The organism is Sphingobium aquiterrae (assembly GCF_037154135.1).
GTDB lineage: Bacteria > Pseudomonadota > Alphaproteobacteria > Sphingomonadales > Sphingomonadaceae > Sphingobium > Sphingobium aquiterrae.
The window spans coordinates 86,851-103,113 of record NZ_JBANFL010000010.1; the positions used below are offsets into that span (position 1 = coordinate 86,851).

The 16,263-nt window shown below is 64.8% G+C and carries 9 protein-coding genes; 5 read left to right on the top strand and 4 right to left on the bottom strand.

The features are described from left to right. Positions 1–4: 4 nt before the first annotated feature. The 3 genes from WFP78_RS12390 to WFP78_RS12400 are packed head-to-tail and all read left to right on the top strand — an operon-like array spanning position 5 to position 4,943. Positions 5–3,157 (top strand): efflux RND transporter permease subunit, encoded by a 3,153-nt coding sequence (locus tag WFP78_RS12390; protein WP_336962559.1) that lies wholly within the window; start codon positions 5–7, stop codon positions 3,155–3,157. A gap of 6 nt (positions 3,158–3,163) precedes the next feature. Continuing rightward, positions 3,164–4,591, top strand: coding sequence for an efflux transporter outer membrane subunit (locus WFP78_RS12395; RefSeq protein ID WP_336962788.1), 1,428 nt, complete (start codon positions 3,164–3,166; stop codon positions 4,589–4,591). Positions 4,592–4,631: 40 nt separating this feature from the next. Continuing rightward, positions 4,632–4,943 carry a winged helix-turn-helix transcriptional regulator gene (locus WFP78_RS12400; protein ID WP_336962561.1) on the top strand — a complete coding sequence of 104 codons (312 nt, stop codon included), beginning with the start codon at positions 4,632–4,634 and terminating at the stop codon, positions 4,941–4,943. Between the two features lie 160 nt (positions 4,944–5,103). On the opposite strand, the gene WFP78_RS12405 is transcribed toward WFP78_RS12400, so the two are convergent. Together WFP78_RS12405 and WFP78_RS12410 are read right to left on the bottom strand one after the other, a co-directional pair. Further along, the gene (locus WFP78_RS12405; protein WP_336962563.1) at positions 5,104–7,890 is read right to left on the bottom strand and encodes a M14 family metallopeptidase; all 2,787 of its coding nucleotides are present in this window, start codon (positions 7,888–7,890) and stop codon (positions 5,104–5,106) included. Positions 7,891–7,999: 109 nt separating this feature from the next. Then, positions 8,000–10,909, bottom strand: a complete 2,910-nt coding sequence (locus tag WFP78_RS12410) for a TonB-dependent receptor domain-containing protein (protein WP_336962566.1) — start codon at positions 10,907–10,909, stop codon at positions 8,000–8,002. Between the two features lie 571 nt (positions 10,910–11,480). Between WFP78_RS12410 and WFP78_RS12415 the strand changes: the two genes are divergently transcribed. Together WFP78_RS12415 and WFP78_RS12420 are read left to right on the top strand one after the other, a co-directional pair. After that, on the top strand, positions 11,481–14,006 hold the full coding sequence (locus tag WFP78_RS12415; protein ID WP_336962569.1) for a TonB-dependent receptor plug domain-containing protein: 2,526 nt from the start codon (positions 11,481–11,483) through the stop codon (positions 14,004–14,006). A 23-nt stretch (positions 14,007–14,029) separates the two neighbouring features. After that, positions 14,030–15,022 carry an ABC transporter substrate-binding protein gene (locus WFP78_RS12420; RefSeq protein ID WP_336962572.1) on the top strand — a complete coding sequence of 331 codons (993 nt, stop codon included), beginning with the start codon at positions 14,030–14,032 and terminating at the stop codon, positions 15,020–15,022. Between the two features lie 113 nt (positions 15,023–15,135). Here the strand turns inward: WFP78_RS12420 and WFP78_RS12425 are convergent, their stop codons facing one another. Next, the gene (locus tag WFP78_RS12425; protein ID WP_336962575.1) at positions 15,136–16,005 is read right to left on the bottom strand and encodes a TauD/TfdA dioxygenase family protein; all 870 of its coding nucleotides are present in this window, start codon (positions 16,003–16,005) and stop codon (positions 15,136–15,138) included. Positions 16,006–16,081: 76 nt separating this feature from the next. Beyond that, complete coding sequence (locus tag WFP78_RS12430; protein ID WP_336962577.1) at positions 16,082–16,249, bottom strand: hypothetical protein; 168 nt, start codon at positions 16,247–16,249, stop codon at positions 16,082–16,084. Positions 16,250–16,263 lie beyond the last annotated feature (14 nt).

Below are 16,263 nucleotides of genomic sequence, written 5' to 3' on the forward strand. Positions count from 1 at the left end.
CCCCATGTCACGCTATTTCATCGAGCGACCCATTTTCGCCTGGGTCATCGCCATCATCCTGATGCTGGCCGGCCTGCTGGCGCTGCGGACCCTGCCGATCGCGCAGTTTCCGGAAATCGCCGCGCCCAAGGTGACGATCAACACCCTCTATCCCGGCGCCGACGCCCAGACGCTTGAAAACACCACGACCCAGGTGATCGAGCAGCAGATGAAGGGCATCGACCATCTGCGCTATTTCTCCTCGACCAGCGATTCCGCGGGCAACCTGTCCATCACGCTCACCTTCGAGCAGGGCACCGATCCGGACATCGCGCAGGTGCAGGTGCAGAACAAGCTGGCCCAGGCAACGCCGCTGCTGCCGCAGGAAGTGCAGCAGGCGGGCGTGCGCGTGACCAAGTCGACGGCCAACTTCCTGCTGATCGTCGCGCTCTATTCGCAGGACGGGTCGCACGATCAGGTGGACCTGGGCGATTTCATCGCCTCCACGCTGCAGGACCCGATCAGCCGCATCACGGGCGTCGGCGATACCCAGGTGCTGGGCGCGCAATATGCGATGCGGGTCTGGGTCGATCCGTTCAAGCTGTCCAACCTCGGCCTGACCGTTGCCGATGTGAAGGCCGCGATCCGGGCGCAGAACGCACAGGTTTCGGCCGGACAGGTGGGCAGCCTGCCCGCCGTCGCCGGACAGGCGCTGAACGCCACCGTGACGGCGCAGTCGCGGCTGCGCACGCCGGAGGAATTCCGCAACATCCTGCTGCGGTCCAATCCCGATGGCTCGACCGTGCGACTGTCCGATGTGGCGCGCGTCGACCTGGGGTCCGAAAACTACAGTTTCCAGGCCCGGTTCAACGGCAAGCAGGCGTCGGGCATCGGCATCCGCCTGGCGCCCGGCGCCAACGCGCTCGACACGGTGAACGCTGTGAAGGCCGAGGTCGCGCGCCTGTCGAAGCAGTTCCCGGCCGACGTCAAGGTCGACTTCCCCGTCGACAACTCGACATTCGTCCGCCTGTCGGTCGAACAGGTCGTCCACACGCTGCTGGAAGCGGTCGTCCTGGTCTTCGTCGTCATGTTCCTGTTCCTGCAGAACTGGCGGGCGACGCTCATTCCTACCATCGCCGTGCCCGTGGTCCTGCTGGGGGCGATGGCGATCTTGCTGGCGGCGGGCTTCACCATCAACACGCTGACCCTGTTCGGCATGGTGCTCGCCATCGGCCTGCTGGTCGACGATGCCATCGTCGTCGTCGAGAATGTGGAGCGGCTGATCCAGGAGGAAGGACTCAGTCCCAAGGAGGCCGCGAAAAAGTCCATGGACGAGATCAGCGGCGCGCTGGTCGGCATCGGCCTTGTGCTGTCGGCGGTGTTCCTGCCCATGGCCTTCTTCGGTGGCTCGACCGGCGTGATCTTCCGCCAGTTCTCGATCACCATCGTTTCCTCGATGGTGCTTTCCGTGCTGGTCGCCCTTATCCTCACCCCCGCGCTGTGCGCCACGATCCTGAAGCCGGCCAGCCAGGGCCATGGCGCGCGCGGCGGCTTTTTCGGCTGGTTCAACCGCACCTTCGACCGTGGCGTGGACAAATATTCCAGCGGCCTGCGCACGGTGGAGCGGCGTTGGGGCAGGACATTGATCGTCTATGTGCTGATCGTGGCCGGCATGGGCCTTCTGTTCCTGCGATTGCCGTCGGGCTTCCTGCCGGAGGAAGACCAGGGCCTGCTCTTCACCCAGGTGACGCTGCCCGCCGGCACGACGATGGAGGAGACCGCCCGCACCATGGACAAGGTGCGCGAGCATTTCCTGGTGGACGAGAAGGCGAATATCCAGTCCGTCTTCACCGTCAGCGGCTTCGGCTTCGTGGGCCAGGGCCAGAATGTCGGCATCGCCTTCGTCCGCATGCGCGACTGGAAGGAGCGGCCGGGCAAGGAGAATGCCGCCGCAGCGATCGCTGCGCGCGCCAATGCGGCCTTCGGCAAGATCCACGCCGGCATGGCCATCGCCTTCGTGCCGCCTGCGGTGCTGGAGCTGGGCAATGCCAACGGCTTCGACTTCGAGTTGAAGGATGAAGCCAATCTGGGCCACGACAAACTGCTCGCCGCCAGGAACCAGCTGTTCGGCATGGCGATGCAGGACAAGCGGCTGGCGCAGGTGCGACCCAACGGCCTGGAGGATGCGCCGCAGCTCAAGCTCAATGTCGATCAGGCCGCCGCCGGCGCCAGCGGCGTTTCGCAGGCGGACATCAACGACACGGTCAGCACGGCCTTTGGCGGCACCTATGTCAACGACTTCATCGACCGCGGGCGGGTGAAGCGCGTCTATGTGCAGGCGGATGCGCCGTTCCGGACCAGCCCGGCCTCCCTCGACACTTATTATGTGCGCGGATCGACCGGGGCGATGGCGCCCTTCTCCTCCTTCGCCACCGCGGACTGGGTCTATGGCCCCGCGCGGCTGGAGCGATATAATGGTGTGTCCGCCGTGGAGATCATGGGCTCGCCCGCACCGGGTTACAGCACCGGCGCGGCGATAAAGGCGATGGAGGAACATGCCGCGAAGCTGCCGGAAGGCATCGGCTTCGAATGGACCGGCCTGTCCTATGAGGAACAGCTGTCGGGCGGTCAGGCGCCGGCGCTCTATGCCGTCTCGCTGCTGATCGTGTTCCTGTGCCTTGCCGCGCTCTATGAAAGCTGGTCGGTGCCGCTCGCGGTCATATTGGTGGTGCCCCTGGGCGTGGTCGGCGCGCTGGTCGCGGCGGGCCTGGTCGGCCTCAACAACGACATCTATCTTCAGGTCGGCCTTATCACCACCATCGGCGTGTCGGCGAAGAACGCCATCCTGATCGTGGAGTTCGCCGAGGAGAAGATGCGCGCCGGCCTCAATGCGGCCGAGGCGGCGCTGGAGGCGGCGAAGCTGCGCCTGCGCCCGATCCTGATGACGTCCTTCGCCTTCGTGTTCGGCGTGTTCCCGCTGGCGGTTTCGTCCGGCGCGGGCGCGGGCGGGCAGAATGCGATCGGCTGGGCGGTGGTGGGCGGCATGCTGTCGGCGACGGTGCTCGCGATCTTCTTCGTCCCGCTCTTCTTCTTCACGGTGAAGCGGTTGTTCCGTCAGGATAAAGGGCAACAGCAAACCACAATAGATGCCACCGGCCAGCGGCCGCAGGAGGCCTGATCGATGATGAACCGCACTGTGGCCATGCTTCTGGCTGCCGGGACGATGCTGGCGGGATGCGACATGGCGCCCAAATATATCCGCCCCGCGCTGCCGGTGCCCGCCGAAACCCCCGCCGGGCCGTCCTATGGCCCGGCATCGCAGGCGGCGGCCTTGCCGGCCGATACCGCCTGGTCCGATTTCTTCACCGACGACCGCCTGCGGCAGGCGATCCGCATCGCGCTGGAGAATAATCGCGACCTGCGGCTTGCCCTTGCCAATGTCGAGCAGGCGCGGGCGCAATATCGCGTCCAGCGGGCCGATATCTTCCCGACGCTGGGCGTGGACGGCGGTGCCACCTACCAGAAGTCGCCTCTGGGTGCCGTTGGCGGCGGGACGGGCGGAACGGCGGGCGCGGGTGCCGGGCGAACCGACGTCTATTCCGTCTCCGCAGGCGTCTCCGCCTGGGAAATCGACCTGTTCGGGCGCGTGCGCAACCTGGGCAAGGCGACGCAGGAGCAGTTCTTCGCCGCGCAGGAAAACCGCAACGCCGCGCAGACCGCGCTGGTCGCGGAGGTCGCCACCGCCTGGCTGACCATGGCGGCGGACCAGGAACGGTTGCGGATCGCCCGCGACACGGAAATCGCCTTCGGCCAGACGCTCGCGCTGACGACAGCCCGGTTCACTGCCGGGATCGCGTCCGAGCTGGACGTGCGGCAGGCCCGCACCAGCCATGACCAGGCCCGGTCCGATATCGCCAATGCCACCACGCTGGTGGCGCAGGACCGCAACGCGCTCAACCTGCTGGCCGGCACCACGCTGGACACCGCGCTGCTGCCCGTGACCCTGGGGCCGGGCAGCGTCACCCTGGACAATCTGCCTGCCGACCTGCCTTCCGATGTGTTGCTGCGGCGGCCCGACATCGCGGCGGCCGAACATCAGCTGATCGCGGCCAACGCCAATATCGGCGCCGCCCGCGCCGCCTTCTTCCCCCGCATCTCGCTGACGGCGGCCTTCGGCACGCTTAGCCTGGGTCTTTCCAACCTGTTCGGCAATGGCAGCGATTACTGGTCGGCCGCGCCGTCGGCCACCGTGCCGATCTTCGACTTCGGGCGCAATGCGGGCAATCTCAGCTATGCCAAAGCCACGCGGGATGCGATGGTCGCGCAATATGAGCGCGCCGTGCAATCGGCGTTCCGGGAAGCGGCGGACGGGCTGGCGCGGCGCGGCACCATCGACCAGCAGATCGCGGCGCAAACCTCGCTGCGCGACAATGCCGAGGGCGCCTATCGCCTGTCGGAAGCGCGGTTCAAGGCAGGGATCGATCCCTTCCTCACCACGCTCGATTCCCAGCGTGCCTTCTATGCCGCCCGGCAAAGCTTGCTGGCGACCAGCCTGGCGCGGGAAGCCAATGCCGTGGAACTGTACCGCGCGCTGGGAGGCGGCATGAAGTGAGCGCCCGCGGACATCGGCCGCCATTGGGTGATGACGGCCCGTGGCGCTGAATTTCTGCAGGAAAAGGGGATGCCTGTCGCTCGCCGAACTTGTTCGGGACCGCTGGGTCCTGCGGATCGTCGAGGAAATGCTCCTCGGTGCGGAAAGCTATGAAATACTGCTGGAACGCCTGGGCATCGCACGGAATATCCTTGCCGACCGGCTCAAGATGATGGTCGCGCGCGGCCTGATCGAACGCAGGCCCAATCCGGAAGACATGCGGACCCATTCCTACTTCCTCACCACCAAGGGCCACGATCTCAGCCCCGTGGTCGAGACGCTCCGCCATTGGCTCGATCGATATGGGGACTGAGCGCCTTGGCCAAATTCGGGAATGCCATCGATGACATGGATAGTCGGGGGCTGACGGCCGCCTTGCATGTCTCCGTTAGGCAGGAGGCATGGCTCAACAGCAAATGGCCGGAGTCCGTAAGGACACTCCGGCCATTCCCGCCCCAGACGGAGGGCTGCTTCTACTTGGCGGCCTGCGCCGGGCCATAGAGCACGGCGTTGAACAGGAACTTGAACGTCGAATAGGACTGGCCGCGCTGCGTGACCTCCGGTCCGAGCAGGTAGACATGCCCCTTGCCGAGCGTGCCGTCGACCACGGCCGTCGTGCCGTTCAGCTTCTTCTCTCCCCAGACCCAGCCCGAGCGAAGCGGATCGTCGCTCGCGAACCAGGCGACGCGGCGGACGCTCTGGTCCCCGGACGGCAGGGTGTAGACGGGATTGTTGTAATAGAAGACGTCCGCCGTCTCCGGCATGCCATAGGCCAGCGGATCGTTCACATCCACCTGCGCACTCAGGATCGAGCCGGGGATGTAGAACTGGTTGCCCGACAGCGGCACGCGCTTGCCATCCTTCTCCGTCGTCAATGCATTGGTAACGGGCAGCCCCACCTTGGCGCCGAGCGAGGTGGCATTGCCAACCGCGATCACGGTGCCGCCCGCCTTGGCAAAGGCCGCGATCTGGGGCAGCGTCTTGTCGTCGGTAAGGCTGCCGAGCATCTTCCGATATTCCGCCGGCAGTTCCCCGGCCTTGGGCAGCGCGCGATTGCCGCGCCCTTCCCGGCCGAAAATGTCGCTCTGGAAGACCAGCACGTCATATTTGGCGTTCAGCTTCCCTGCGTCGAGTTCCTGCGGGAAGACCTTGGTGTAGGGGAATTCGAACTGCTCGAAGATCCAGCGATTCCAGCCGGACGCCATTGAGCCGCCATAGATGTCGACCAGCCCGATCCGCACGGGCCTGATCGCCACGCTCTCCCCCGCCGGTTTGGCGTCGACGGCATAGGCGTCGATGCCGAGCGGCGCCACGGAGGCGTCGACAATCGCCTTCGCCCTGGCCGAGGCCGGAATCCAGAGCGCGCCCGGCGCCAGCGTCTGCCCGCCCACGCTGACCGCATTCTTGAGCCAGTAGACGGGAAGCTTCTCCTTCAGGAGTCTGTTGGCGAGGCGGAAGCTGTTGTTGGTGGCATGGCTGACGACATAGCCGGCCTTGCCATTGCCGATGGCATGCCCGGACGGCAGCGCGAGGAGGTCCGGCACGATCGGCATGGCGGGCGGCGCGCCGTCCAGCAGCCGGTCGAACTTCACGTTCATCTGGAAGGCGAGCGTATAGCCGGTGATGTCATAGGGGCGCAGCGGCGGCCCGCCCGGATAGGCGAAGTCCTGCGGGTGGTCCTGGGGCTCGAACATGTCCAGCACATGCGGCCGGAACGCCTGGTCGGCGCGCACGATATAGGAGCCCGCCGGATAGCTCTTGCCCGCATAGGTAAAGGGGGCGTTGGCCAGCTGCACCTCGATGCCGTTCTTGATGAGCGTGTTCAGGAAGGCGATCGTCGTCGGCATGTCCGGCTGCGCGTCGGCCGGCAGGACATAGGCGCGCGGCGCGCGCTTCGCCGGGTCCTGCAGCACCGTCTTGTAGAGGTCGCTCGACACGGTCTCGCGATTGTTGTTGCTGCCGCTGTCGCTGTCTCCGCCGGCCTGCGCTGTACTGGCCGGCTTCAGGGCCTTGGCCGCCTCGTTGACCGCTTCGATCCGCTTCGGCGTGATGACCCAGCTGTCCTCGCTGCCCTTCCGGACCTGGTTCCGGCCCATCACATAGCGGTTGTAGAGCACGGTCTCGCGGTTGCGCGAGGCATAGTCGAGAATGGCGCGGTCCAGCGTCTTCACATAGTCGATCGACTGCTGGAAATGCCAGGTCTGGGGCGCGATCGGCGCGGCGAGGTCTTCGCGGGCGAGTTGGTGGCGCGGCACGAGCGGGATTTCCATCGGTGTGGGATTGCCGATGATCTCGGTCAGGATGCCGGGCACATTGTGGAAATAGCCCACGGTGCGCAGGCCGCCGTTGAACCAGGTGGAATAAGGCGCGCCGGAGCGCATGATCGAGCCCGGCTTGCCCTCCGCGATCAGCCGGCCGTGCATCGCATAGGCGAGCCCATCCGTCTCGTTGATGACCAGCGGCTCGTTATTATAATTATAGGGATCGCGGAACGGCGGAATGAAGACGACGGTGCCGACCGGCCCGGTCTGATGCTGGTTATAGTTCAGCTGCGGGAACCAGTCCCGGTACATGGCCTTGTTGATGTTGGTCGTTTCCGCCTGGGTGGCGGCGAAGCTGTCGCGATTGTTATCATGGCCGACATAATGCTGGTAGAGGAGCGGAATATCCATCTTGCGGGCCTTGGGGTCCGCCTGCCGCATATACCAGTTGGCGACCAGTTCCAGCCCGTCCGGATTGGCATAGACGAACAGGGCGATGTCGTCGTCCAGGAAGCGCAGCGTCTCCGGGTCATTGCCGGTGAGCAGTTCCTGGATGATCTGGATATGCGCCTGACCGTTCACGGTCTCGGTGGCGTGGACGCCCGCGTCGATCCACACCATCGCCTTGCCCTCGCGGGCCAGGGCATGGGCCTGATCGTCCGTCAGCCCCCTGGCGAGCGCGAGCTTCTTCGCGATCTCCTTGTGGCGTTCGAGGTTGCGCAGATTTTCAGGCGAGGAGACGACGACCATCCATTGGTCCCGCCCCTCCGCGGTCTTGCCGATCGAGACGAGTTTCATCCGGTCGCTCTCGCCGGCGACTGTCTTCAGCCATTCGGTGATCTTGGTGTAATTGGCGAGGAAATAGTCCGATCCCGGAACGCCACCGACCACATCCTTGGGGTCGGTGATGCGGGCGCTGGTGGGCGGGGCGAGCTGTGCTTGGGCGGATGTGACCGCAAAGGCAGCGAACAAGGTGGTCGTCAGCAGAAAGATGCGCATCTTTGCTCCTCTTGGGCAAGCCACGGGTGTGGCCGGTATTCTGTAAGCGCGCCGCCATTGCAACGAAGCGCGTCATGATAGCGATTGCGTTCGGCGCAGCTGCGCGGGATCACCCGCCCAGGTTGAACCGGAGACCGACCCTGAAGGCGCGGCCCAGGAAATCGTACAGGGAACGATTGGTGCCGGGATCGGGGCTGGACGTGTCGGACGGGCCGCTGCCGACCAGGGCCGGATCTTTGTTGAAGAGATTTGTGATCTGCAAATACAGCTCGCCTTCAACATTGCCGACCGGCACCTTCCGGGCGAAATATGCATCCATATAAAATGCGCCCGGGAGGTGATTGTCCGAGATCGTGTGATTGAGAGAGGTCGATGCCGGGCAATTGGAGGTGCATTCGATATAGCTGTTATTGTACACGCCCGCGCTGAATCCACGGCCGGTCAACTGCATCGTGAAGTTATCGACCGTGTAGTTCGCCGTCACGCGATACTTCCACGTCGGCAGCGAGCCGCTATTCTGCCCCACGCTGTCGGTCGGGGCTTGCGTGCCGTTGTCGACCAGCCGTTCGATGGCCCGGGTCGCAAGGCCCCGGAGGGACAAGGTGCCCGGCAGGCTTTCCGCAATGCTGTCCAGCGGGAACTGATAGCTGACCTCGAAGTCCAGGCCGCGCGCGCGCTCCGAGACATAGTTGAAGTTGGAGGTGTAGACCCAGAAATCCGCGAAACCGGGCACCGGGCCGGTGGTGCGATTCCAGCCCTCTCCATAAGCGTAGCGCGGGGCCGCCAGATTGTCGGGCATGGACAGCGCGATTTGCTGGCAGAGTTCCTCATTGCCCTCGTAGCAGCGATCCACGATCTGCTGCGCGCTCAGCGAACCGATCGCGCCCTTGATCTTGATGTCATAATAATCGACCGAAAGGCCGAAGCCCGGCAGGAAAGAGGGCCGGTATACGACACCCAGGCTCCAGCTGTCCGCCTTTTCCGGCCTCAGATTGAGATTGCCCTGGGGCACCCCCCTGTAGCGCTGATCGCCACGGCCCGCCCATGGATTGGCGAGCGAATTGGTGTTCCCGCCGCCCGACTGGAACAGCTCCGAGAGGTTCGGCGCGCGGATATCCCGGGACCGCACGACACGCAGGCGCAGATCGCTGACCGGGCTCCAGGTCAGGCCGGTCTTCCAGGTCACGACCCGGCCGGCCTGGCTGTAGCTCGTCAGGCGCGCCGCGCCGTTGAATTCGACATTGGCCGGCAGCGAAACCAGCGTCTCCACATAGCCTTCGGTGACGGTGTAATGGCCGGCGATCTGGTCGTTGTCAGGGAAGTTGCCGCTGTACCAGCCGCTCTGCGCCCATAGCGGGGTATAGGCGGAGACGGACTCCCGCCGGTGCTCGACGCCGAAGGCCAGGCCGATCGGCTTGAGCCAGGGATTGGCGATGTCGGTGCTGACGTTCAGCGCGGCGACATCCTGGGTCAGCCGCGTCTTGGTCCAGGGATTGCCCATGATGTAGTTCACGGCCTCCGGCGTGTTGACGCCTATCCCCATGCGATTGAACGGCACGCAGCCTTCCGCCAGCGGGTCCGTGCTGCCATCCCGCGTGACGCGGCAGACGATCTGCGTGTGGGCGGCATTCCACACGGCATCGGTCGCATAGCCCAGCTTCGTGCGGTGCGGCGAGATGAGGGAGATGTGGTTGTCGGTGATGCCCCTCTGATAATAGCCGTCCCATTTCCAGTTGGTCTTCAGCAGGTCGAACTTGCCTTCGGCGCCCAGCACATAACGCTGGACCTGGCGCAGATTGTCGCTCTCGCGCGTGGGATAATCCGCGTTCCAGGACCCCAGGGTGAAACCGGTGGTCGCAAGGCCCGGATATTGCGCAAGCAGTGCCGCGGGGATGAAGGCATTGTCGCCCTTGATGGCGATATTCGCCCTGTCGGTCTGGCGTCCGCCCCAGTTCAGGCCATAGCTCCGGTTATAGGATGCCTCGCCATAAACCTCTATGCCGTCGATCACCTCATAGCTCAGGCGCCCGTAAACGCTCCGCATGCGCTCGCCCGGCTGAAGCGAGGTTCCGTCGATATGCTGGCTGGCCTGCCAGTCGCCGCCGATCGTCCAGGCGCTGTTGGCGAGATAATTCTCGCCATAGCCATAATGGTTGATCGTGCCGCCCTGGCCGAAATACACGCCCCTTGCCGGGCCGCTCGTAATGATGCCGCCGCCGGTCGTCACGTTCAGGCCGGCCTGCGTGCTGGGCATATATTCCGGCTGGCCATTGCCCCGCACATAGGCCGGATTCTGGGTCATATACATGCCCTTGGCCGCCCAGGCGCGCGGAACGCCATTGATGCCGTCGCGGTGGACGATCGTCCCGTTGAGCAGGATATGGCCGCGGCCGCCGGCGAACGGCGCGCCGGCCGTCAGCGTCGCCTTGTAGCTGTTGTCGTCGCCATAGGTGGTCTGGCCATAGCTGAGATCGCCCTTGATGCCGGTATAGTTCCGATCGAGGATGTAGTTGACGACGCCGGCGACAGCATCCGAACCATAGGCCGCCGACGCGCCGCCGGTGACGACCTCCACGCTCTTCACCAGCCCCTGCGGAATGGTGTTCGTATCCACCACGCCGTCCGTCGTGGACGCCACCGAGCGGTGCCCGTCGATGAGCACCAGCGTGCGGTTGGCGCCCAGGTTGCGCAGGTTGACCGTGTTGATGCCGGCCACGCCGCTCGCCAGCGAGCGGTTGCTGTTGGCCGGCGTGGTGCTGCCGGCGACGGATGGCAGCTGGTTGACGAAATCGGCAAGATTGGCCGGTGCGGACGCCTGCAGATCCTGCGTGCTGATCACCGTGAGCGGTGTCGGCGTGTCATAACCGTTGCGGACGATGCGCGATCCCGTGACGGTGATCTCCTCCTGGCCGGCATTGGCATCCGCTTCCATCGGCGGGGGCGTCACCTGCGCCAGCAAGGGCGCCATGGGCACGAACGCGGAAGAGACAAGCAACGCATAACGAGTGGCACGGAACATTCAGATCCCCCTTGGCGTGAGCACCAGCGCCCGTCCCCGACGAGGTGTCAGGCGGCTGATCGTCCGTCGCGATACGGATGATTCTCTATTATATTGATAGAGATTACAGGCAACATGGCCGGTGCCCGCTGGAGGGTAGATTTTGTTAGGCGCGCGATAGCTGACCTATTGGAATATTGTTCTATATGCTGGGAATTTTGCATGCGCAGCGATCGGGGCGGCAATTGCACCGATGATCTGGATGCCTCCGGGCGAGGCGTGCGCGTGTGGGAGGCATTCAAGCGCCCGGATACCGGCAATATTACGCCCTGCCATGCATTGCATCGATCAATATCAGGATCGCTCAACCTGTTATGATAAATACTTGATATTAGCTCTTTTACTTGCTCTTCAAATTATTCTGCATTGATCCGGACCAGTAATTCGTTTCCCCTTGGGCCATCCGATGGCGCCCTGCGGCTACCAAATCGGGCCTTCTTGCAACTTGCCGAACCATGACGGCGCTCCGCTTTCCGGGGCGCGCCCTGTCGTTGGCATCCACGGGATCGAAGCCGATCCCTTAGGGGGAACAATGCACATCTTGCGCGCACCGCGCCAAATCCACTTCGTGTCCGCTGCGGCCGTCCTGGCCCTGACAGGCGCGATGCCGGCCCACGCCGCCGCCGATCCCGTGCCATCCGATCATGGCGGCGCGACGGCCCAGACGGCGGCCGACGCCGGTGAAGGCAGCGCGATCGTCGTGACCGGCAATCGCGGCAGCCGGGCGCGCACCGTGGCGGACAGCCCGGTACCCATCGACGTGATCGGCGGCGAACAGCTCCGCACCGCTCCGGCAACCGGCCTCAAGGATGTGCTGGGATCGCTGATCCCTTCGTTCAGCCAGCCCGCGCAAGGTGGTGGCGGCACATCGGCCAGCGTGCGTCCATTCGCCATCCGGGGACTGTCCGGCGACTACCTGCTGGTGCTCGTCAACGGCAAGCGCCGGCACACCACCGCGCTCATCAACAATCTGGCGCGGATCGCCGGCGGCAGTTCGCCGGTCGATATCGACCTCATCCCCACCAACGCCATCGGCCGGCTGGAACTGCTGCGCGATGGCGCCGCCGCGCAATATGGATCGGACGCCATATCCGGCGTACTGAACATCATCCTCGACAGCGCGCCCGAGGGTGGACGGCTGGAGGCGCAAGCGGGCCAGAGCTGGAAGGGCGATGGCGAACTCCTCCAGCAATCGCTGGGCTGGGGCACGCGCATCGGGGACGGTGGCTTCCTGCGCGTCAGCGCCGAGGCGAAGCTGCACGAACCGGCGATCCGCGCGCGCAAGGTCGGCGGCTCGCTCTATCCGCTGCTGGCCGACGGTTCGCCCGACCCGCGCGAGGCGACGCACAGCCGCATCGTCCAGGGCGGCTATGGGCGGTCCAACCGGGACATCATCGTCAATACCGTGGTCAATGCGGAAATCCCGCTGGGCGACAATGTCGATTTCTACAGTTTCAACAGCTACAGCCATCGCAACATCAAGGATGCGCGCGGCGGCTTCGCGCCAAGCGACGTGTCGTCGCTGCCGGAGATCTATCCCAACGGCTTCCAAGCCTATCGCCGCATATGGGAGGACGACTTCCAGCTCGCCGCCGGGTTGAAGGGAACGCTGGGCGGATGGGAATGGGATCTCAGCTCCAGTTTCGGCAGGGACAATGTGAAACTGGGCGCGGAAGGCACGCTCAACCCCTCCCTCGGCCCGTCGAGCCCGACGGACTTCTATATGGGCCGGCAGATTTCCACCCTGTGGGTGAACAATCTCGACATCAACCGCGCGTTCGACATCGGCCTCGCCGAACCGCTCCAACTGGCGATCGGCGTCGAGCAGCGATGGGAGAAGTTCCAGAACCAGGCGGGAGAGCCGGACAGCTATCGCAACGGCCTGTACCAGATACCGTGCGGCGACACGCCGTTCGAGCGGCTGCATTGCGGCAAATATCCGCCCGCCGGCCTCGTCTCCTTCACCGGCACCACCCCGGACGACGCGGTGACGCTCAGCCGCAACAACCTGGCCGCCTATGTCGATGTCGGCGCGCAGGTCACGCGACGATGGTTCGTCGGCGTCGCGGGACGCGCCGAACATTATGACGACAGTTCCGGCAATACGGTGAGCGGCAAGATATCCACCCGCTACGAGATCACCGACAGCCTGGCCTTCCGGGGCGGCATCAACACCGGCTTCCGCGCGCCCTCGCTCGCGCAGCAGGGCTTCTCGACCACGCAGAACACCGGCGCGATCAACGCGGTCGGCGCGCTGGAACTGTTCCAGTCGAAGTTCCTGCCGGTCGCGGCGCCCCAGGCGGTCCTGCTGGGCGCGAAACCGCTGAAGCCGGAGAAGTCGCTGAACTTCACCGCCGGCCTCACCTTCGAGCCCGGCCGCGATCTTCGCGTGACGGTGGATGCCTACCAGATCCGCATCGACGACCGCATCGTGAAGACCGAACAGCTTCGCGGTGCCGCCGTCCAGGCGATACTCGCGTCCCAGGGCTTCAACGACCTGGCCGCCGCGCAATATTTCGCCAACGCCATCGACACCCGCACGCGCGGTATCGACGCCGTGGCCGAATATACGCTGCGGACGCGCGACCTGGGGACCTTCCGCCTCAGCGCCGCCTATGCCTATAACAAGAGCAAGATTCTGCGCATCGCGGACAATCCGACGGCGCTCGACGGCATCAACATCGTGCTGTTCGGGCGCCAGGCCATCCAGGACCTGCTGGTTTCCTCGCCGCGCGACAAGGTGATCCTGACCAGCGACTGGTCGCTGGGGCCGGTGCGCGCCAATCTGCGCGGCACCCGCTATGGGCGATATGTCGAGGCCGGCCCGATCGAAAGCGCCGACTTCGCCTTCCCGGCGAAATGGATCATCGACCTCGACATCGGCTACCGGCTGAACGACCGCATCGACCTCGGCATCGGCGCCACCAACCTGTTCAACAGCTATCCGCGCGAAAAGCCCGAAGTGACCTGGTCACAGGGGTCGGGGGTCTATGGCAGCTTTTCGCCCTATGGGCTGACGGGCGGCTTCTATTACGCCCGCGTCGGCTTCACCTTCTGAACCCAGAGAAAGGCCAGGCGGACATGAACGCTGAACCATCCACCAAAAGGGCGGGCAGGCGCGCCGCGCTGATCCTTGCCGTCGCCCTGCTGCTGGGCGCGCTGATCGCCATTGGCCTGCTGCGGCCGGTGCCGGGCAGGGAAGACGTGCCCGTGCTGCGCGTCGGCAACCAGAAGGGCACGACCCGCGCCCTTCTGGAGGCATCGGGCGTGCTCAAGAACATCCCCTATCGCATCGAATGGTCCGAATTCCCGGCCGCGCAACATCTGCTGGAAGCGCTGACCGCGAACGCGACCGATGTCGGCTTCGTGGGCGACGCGCCGTTCCTCTTCTCCTTTGCCGGCGGATCGCCGCTCAAGGTCGTGGCGATCGCGTCGCTTGGCAATAACGGCTCGTCGGTGGGGATATTGGTGCCCGAAAACTCGCCGATCCGGTCGGTCCGCGACCTGCGGGGCAGGAAGGTGGCGACCGGCAAGATTTCGATCGGCCACTATCTGCTGCTGCGCGCGCTGGAGAAAAATGGGATGACGGCCGCGGATATCCAGCCCGTCTATCTGGCGCCCAATGATGCGCTGGGCGCCTTTTCCGCGGGGTCGGTCGATGCCTGGGCGACATGGGCGCCGTTCCTTGACGCCGCCCTGCTGCAGGGCAAGGCCAGGACGCTGGTCGACGGCAGCGGCCTGGTCACGGGCTATGGCTATCATGTCGCCAGTCCCGACGCGATCGCCCGCAAGAGCGACCTGCTGCGGGACTTCGACCGCAGGATCGCCCGGGCCTATGCCTGGGCGAACGGCCATGAACAGGCCTATGGCGAAGCGCTGGCGAAAGCGACCGGCATGCCGCTCGCGGTCGCCCTCTCCTATGCCCGCCGCAATAACCCCCGCAGCGTCGCTTATGACGGGAAGGTGCTCGAGGATGCCCGGCAGGTCGTCCGCACGATCGGCAAGAGCGAGGGTGTGCAGGTTCGCGACAGGAACATCGAGGACGCCTTCGCCCGGGATTTCCTGCGCCAGTGACGACGGCAAACGGAAAGAGCCGCCAGCGTTACCGGCTGGCGGCTCTTTCCATTCATGCAGGCCATTCACGAAGGCGCGCTGGGCGCCGACCTGTCGCCAGCGCCCGCCCGATCCTAAAGGTCGGCGTAGAGAGGCGCGTCGGCGATCAGCACGCGATGGAGCAGGCGCGGATAGTCCCCGTAGTTTCGCACGGCATAGTGGACCGCCGCGCGATTGTCCCAGAACGCCACGGAGCCGGGCTGCCAGGAAAAGCGGACCTGGAATTCCGGGCGCTTGTACTGGAGGAGAATCTCTTCGATCAGCGCGCGGCTCTCGGCAAGTTCCACGCCGAGTATCTGCGGGCTCTGGGTCAGGTTGACCCACAGGATCTGCTCCCCGGTTTCCCGGTGGGTACGCACGAGGGGATGCGCGACGATCGGATAGTCATGCCCGTCGGCGACCAGCGATGCCCGATAGTCATGCGTGACGTGCAGCCCGTCGAGCCTTTCCTTAAGCTCGTCGGAAAGCCCCTGATAGGCCAGATGCGCATCGACCCAGATCGTGTCGCCGCCAATCGGCGGCAGGTCGACCGCCCGCAGGACCGCGCCCCATGTCGGGACAAGGCGCCAGCTCGTGTCGCTGTGATAGGCCTCGCCGGGCCTGACCTTCGTGCCCGAATGCCGTTTGTCGAACCGCGCATTGTCGAGCGCGGAGATGTTGTGGATGGGCGTGATCTTGGGATCATGGGTCGTGCTGGGATGGGTGTAGAGCGGCCCGAACTCCCGCGCGAAGGCGGCGTGGCTGTCATTGTCGAGGGTCTGGTCGCGGAAGAAGACGACCTTATGGCGCAGCACCGCGGCGCGGATGGCGTCGCGCACCCCGGGGCGCAACGGCCGGGAAATGTCGACCCCGTGAATTTCGGCGCCGATCGTCGGCTGCAAGGGGCGGATGTCCAGTTCGACATCGGGGGCGATGTCCAGGGCATTGGAGGCGGCTGTAGACATGATGTGCATTCCTTCCTGCCAATTGCTCCAGCAAGGGAGCGGCTCCATTGGCGTAGGAAATTGAACGCGGGATATCCTACGAGCTTTTCTTGATCCCATACGACATTTTGAGAATGGTTGACGAAATCTCGAGCATTGATGCCGGACCGACAAGATTGGCAAATATATCCGGCAAGTCGCGGGACGCCGGGATCGTTTTCATATCTGCGCCATCGCCCCGCATCAGCAGATTCAATGTGTCCATGAGCAGCCCTCGTT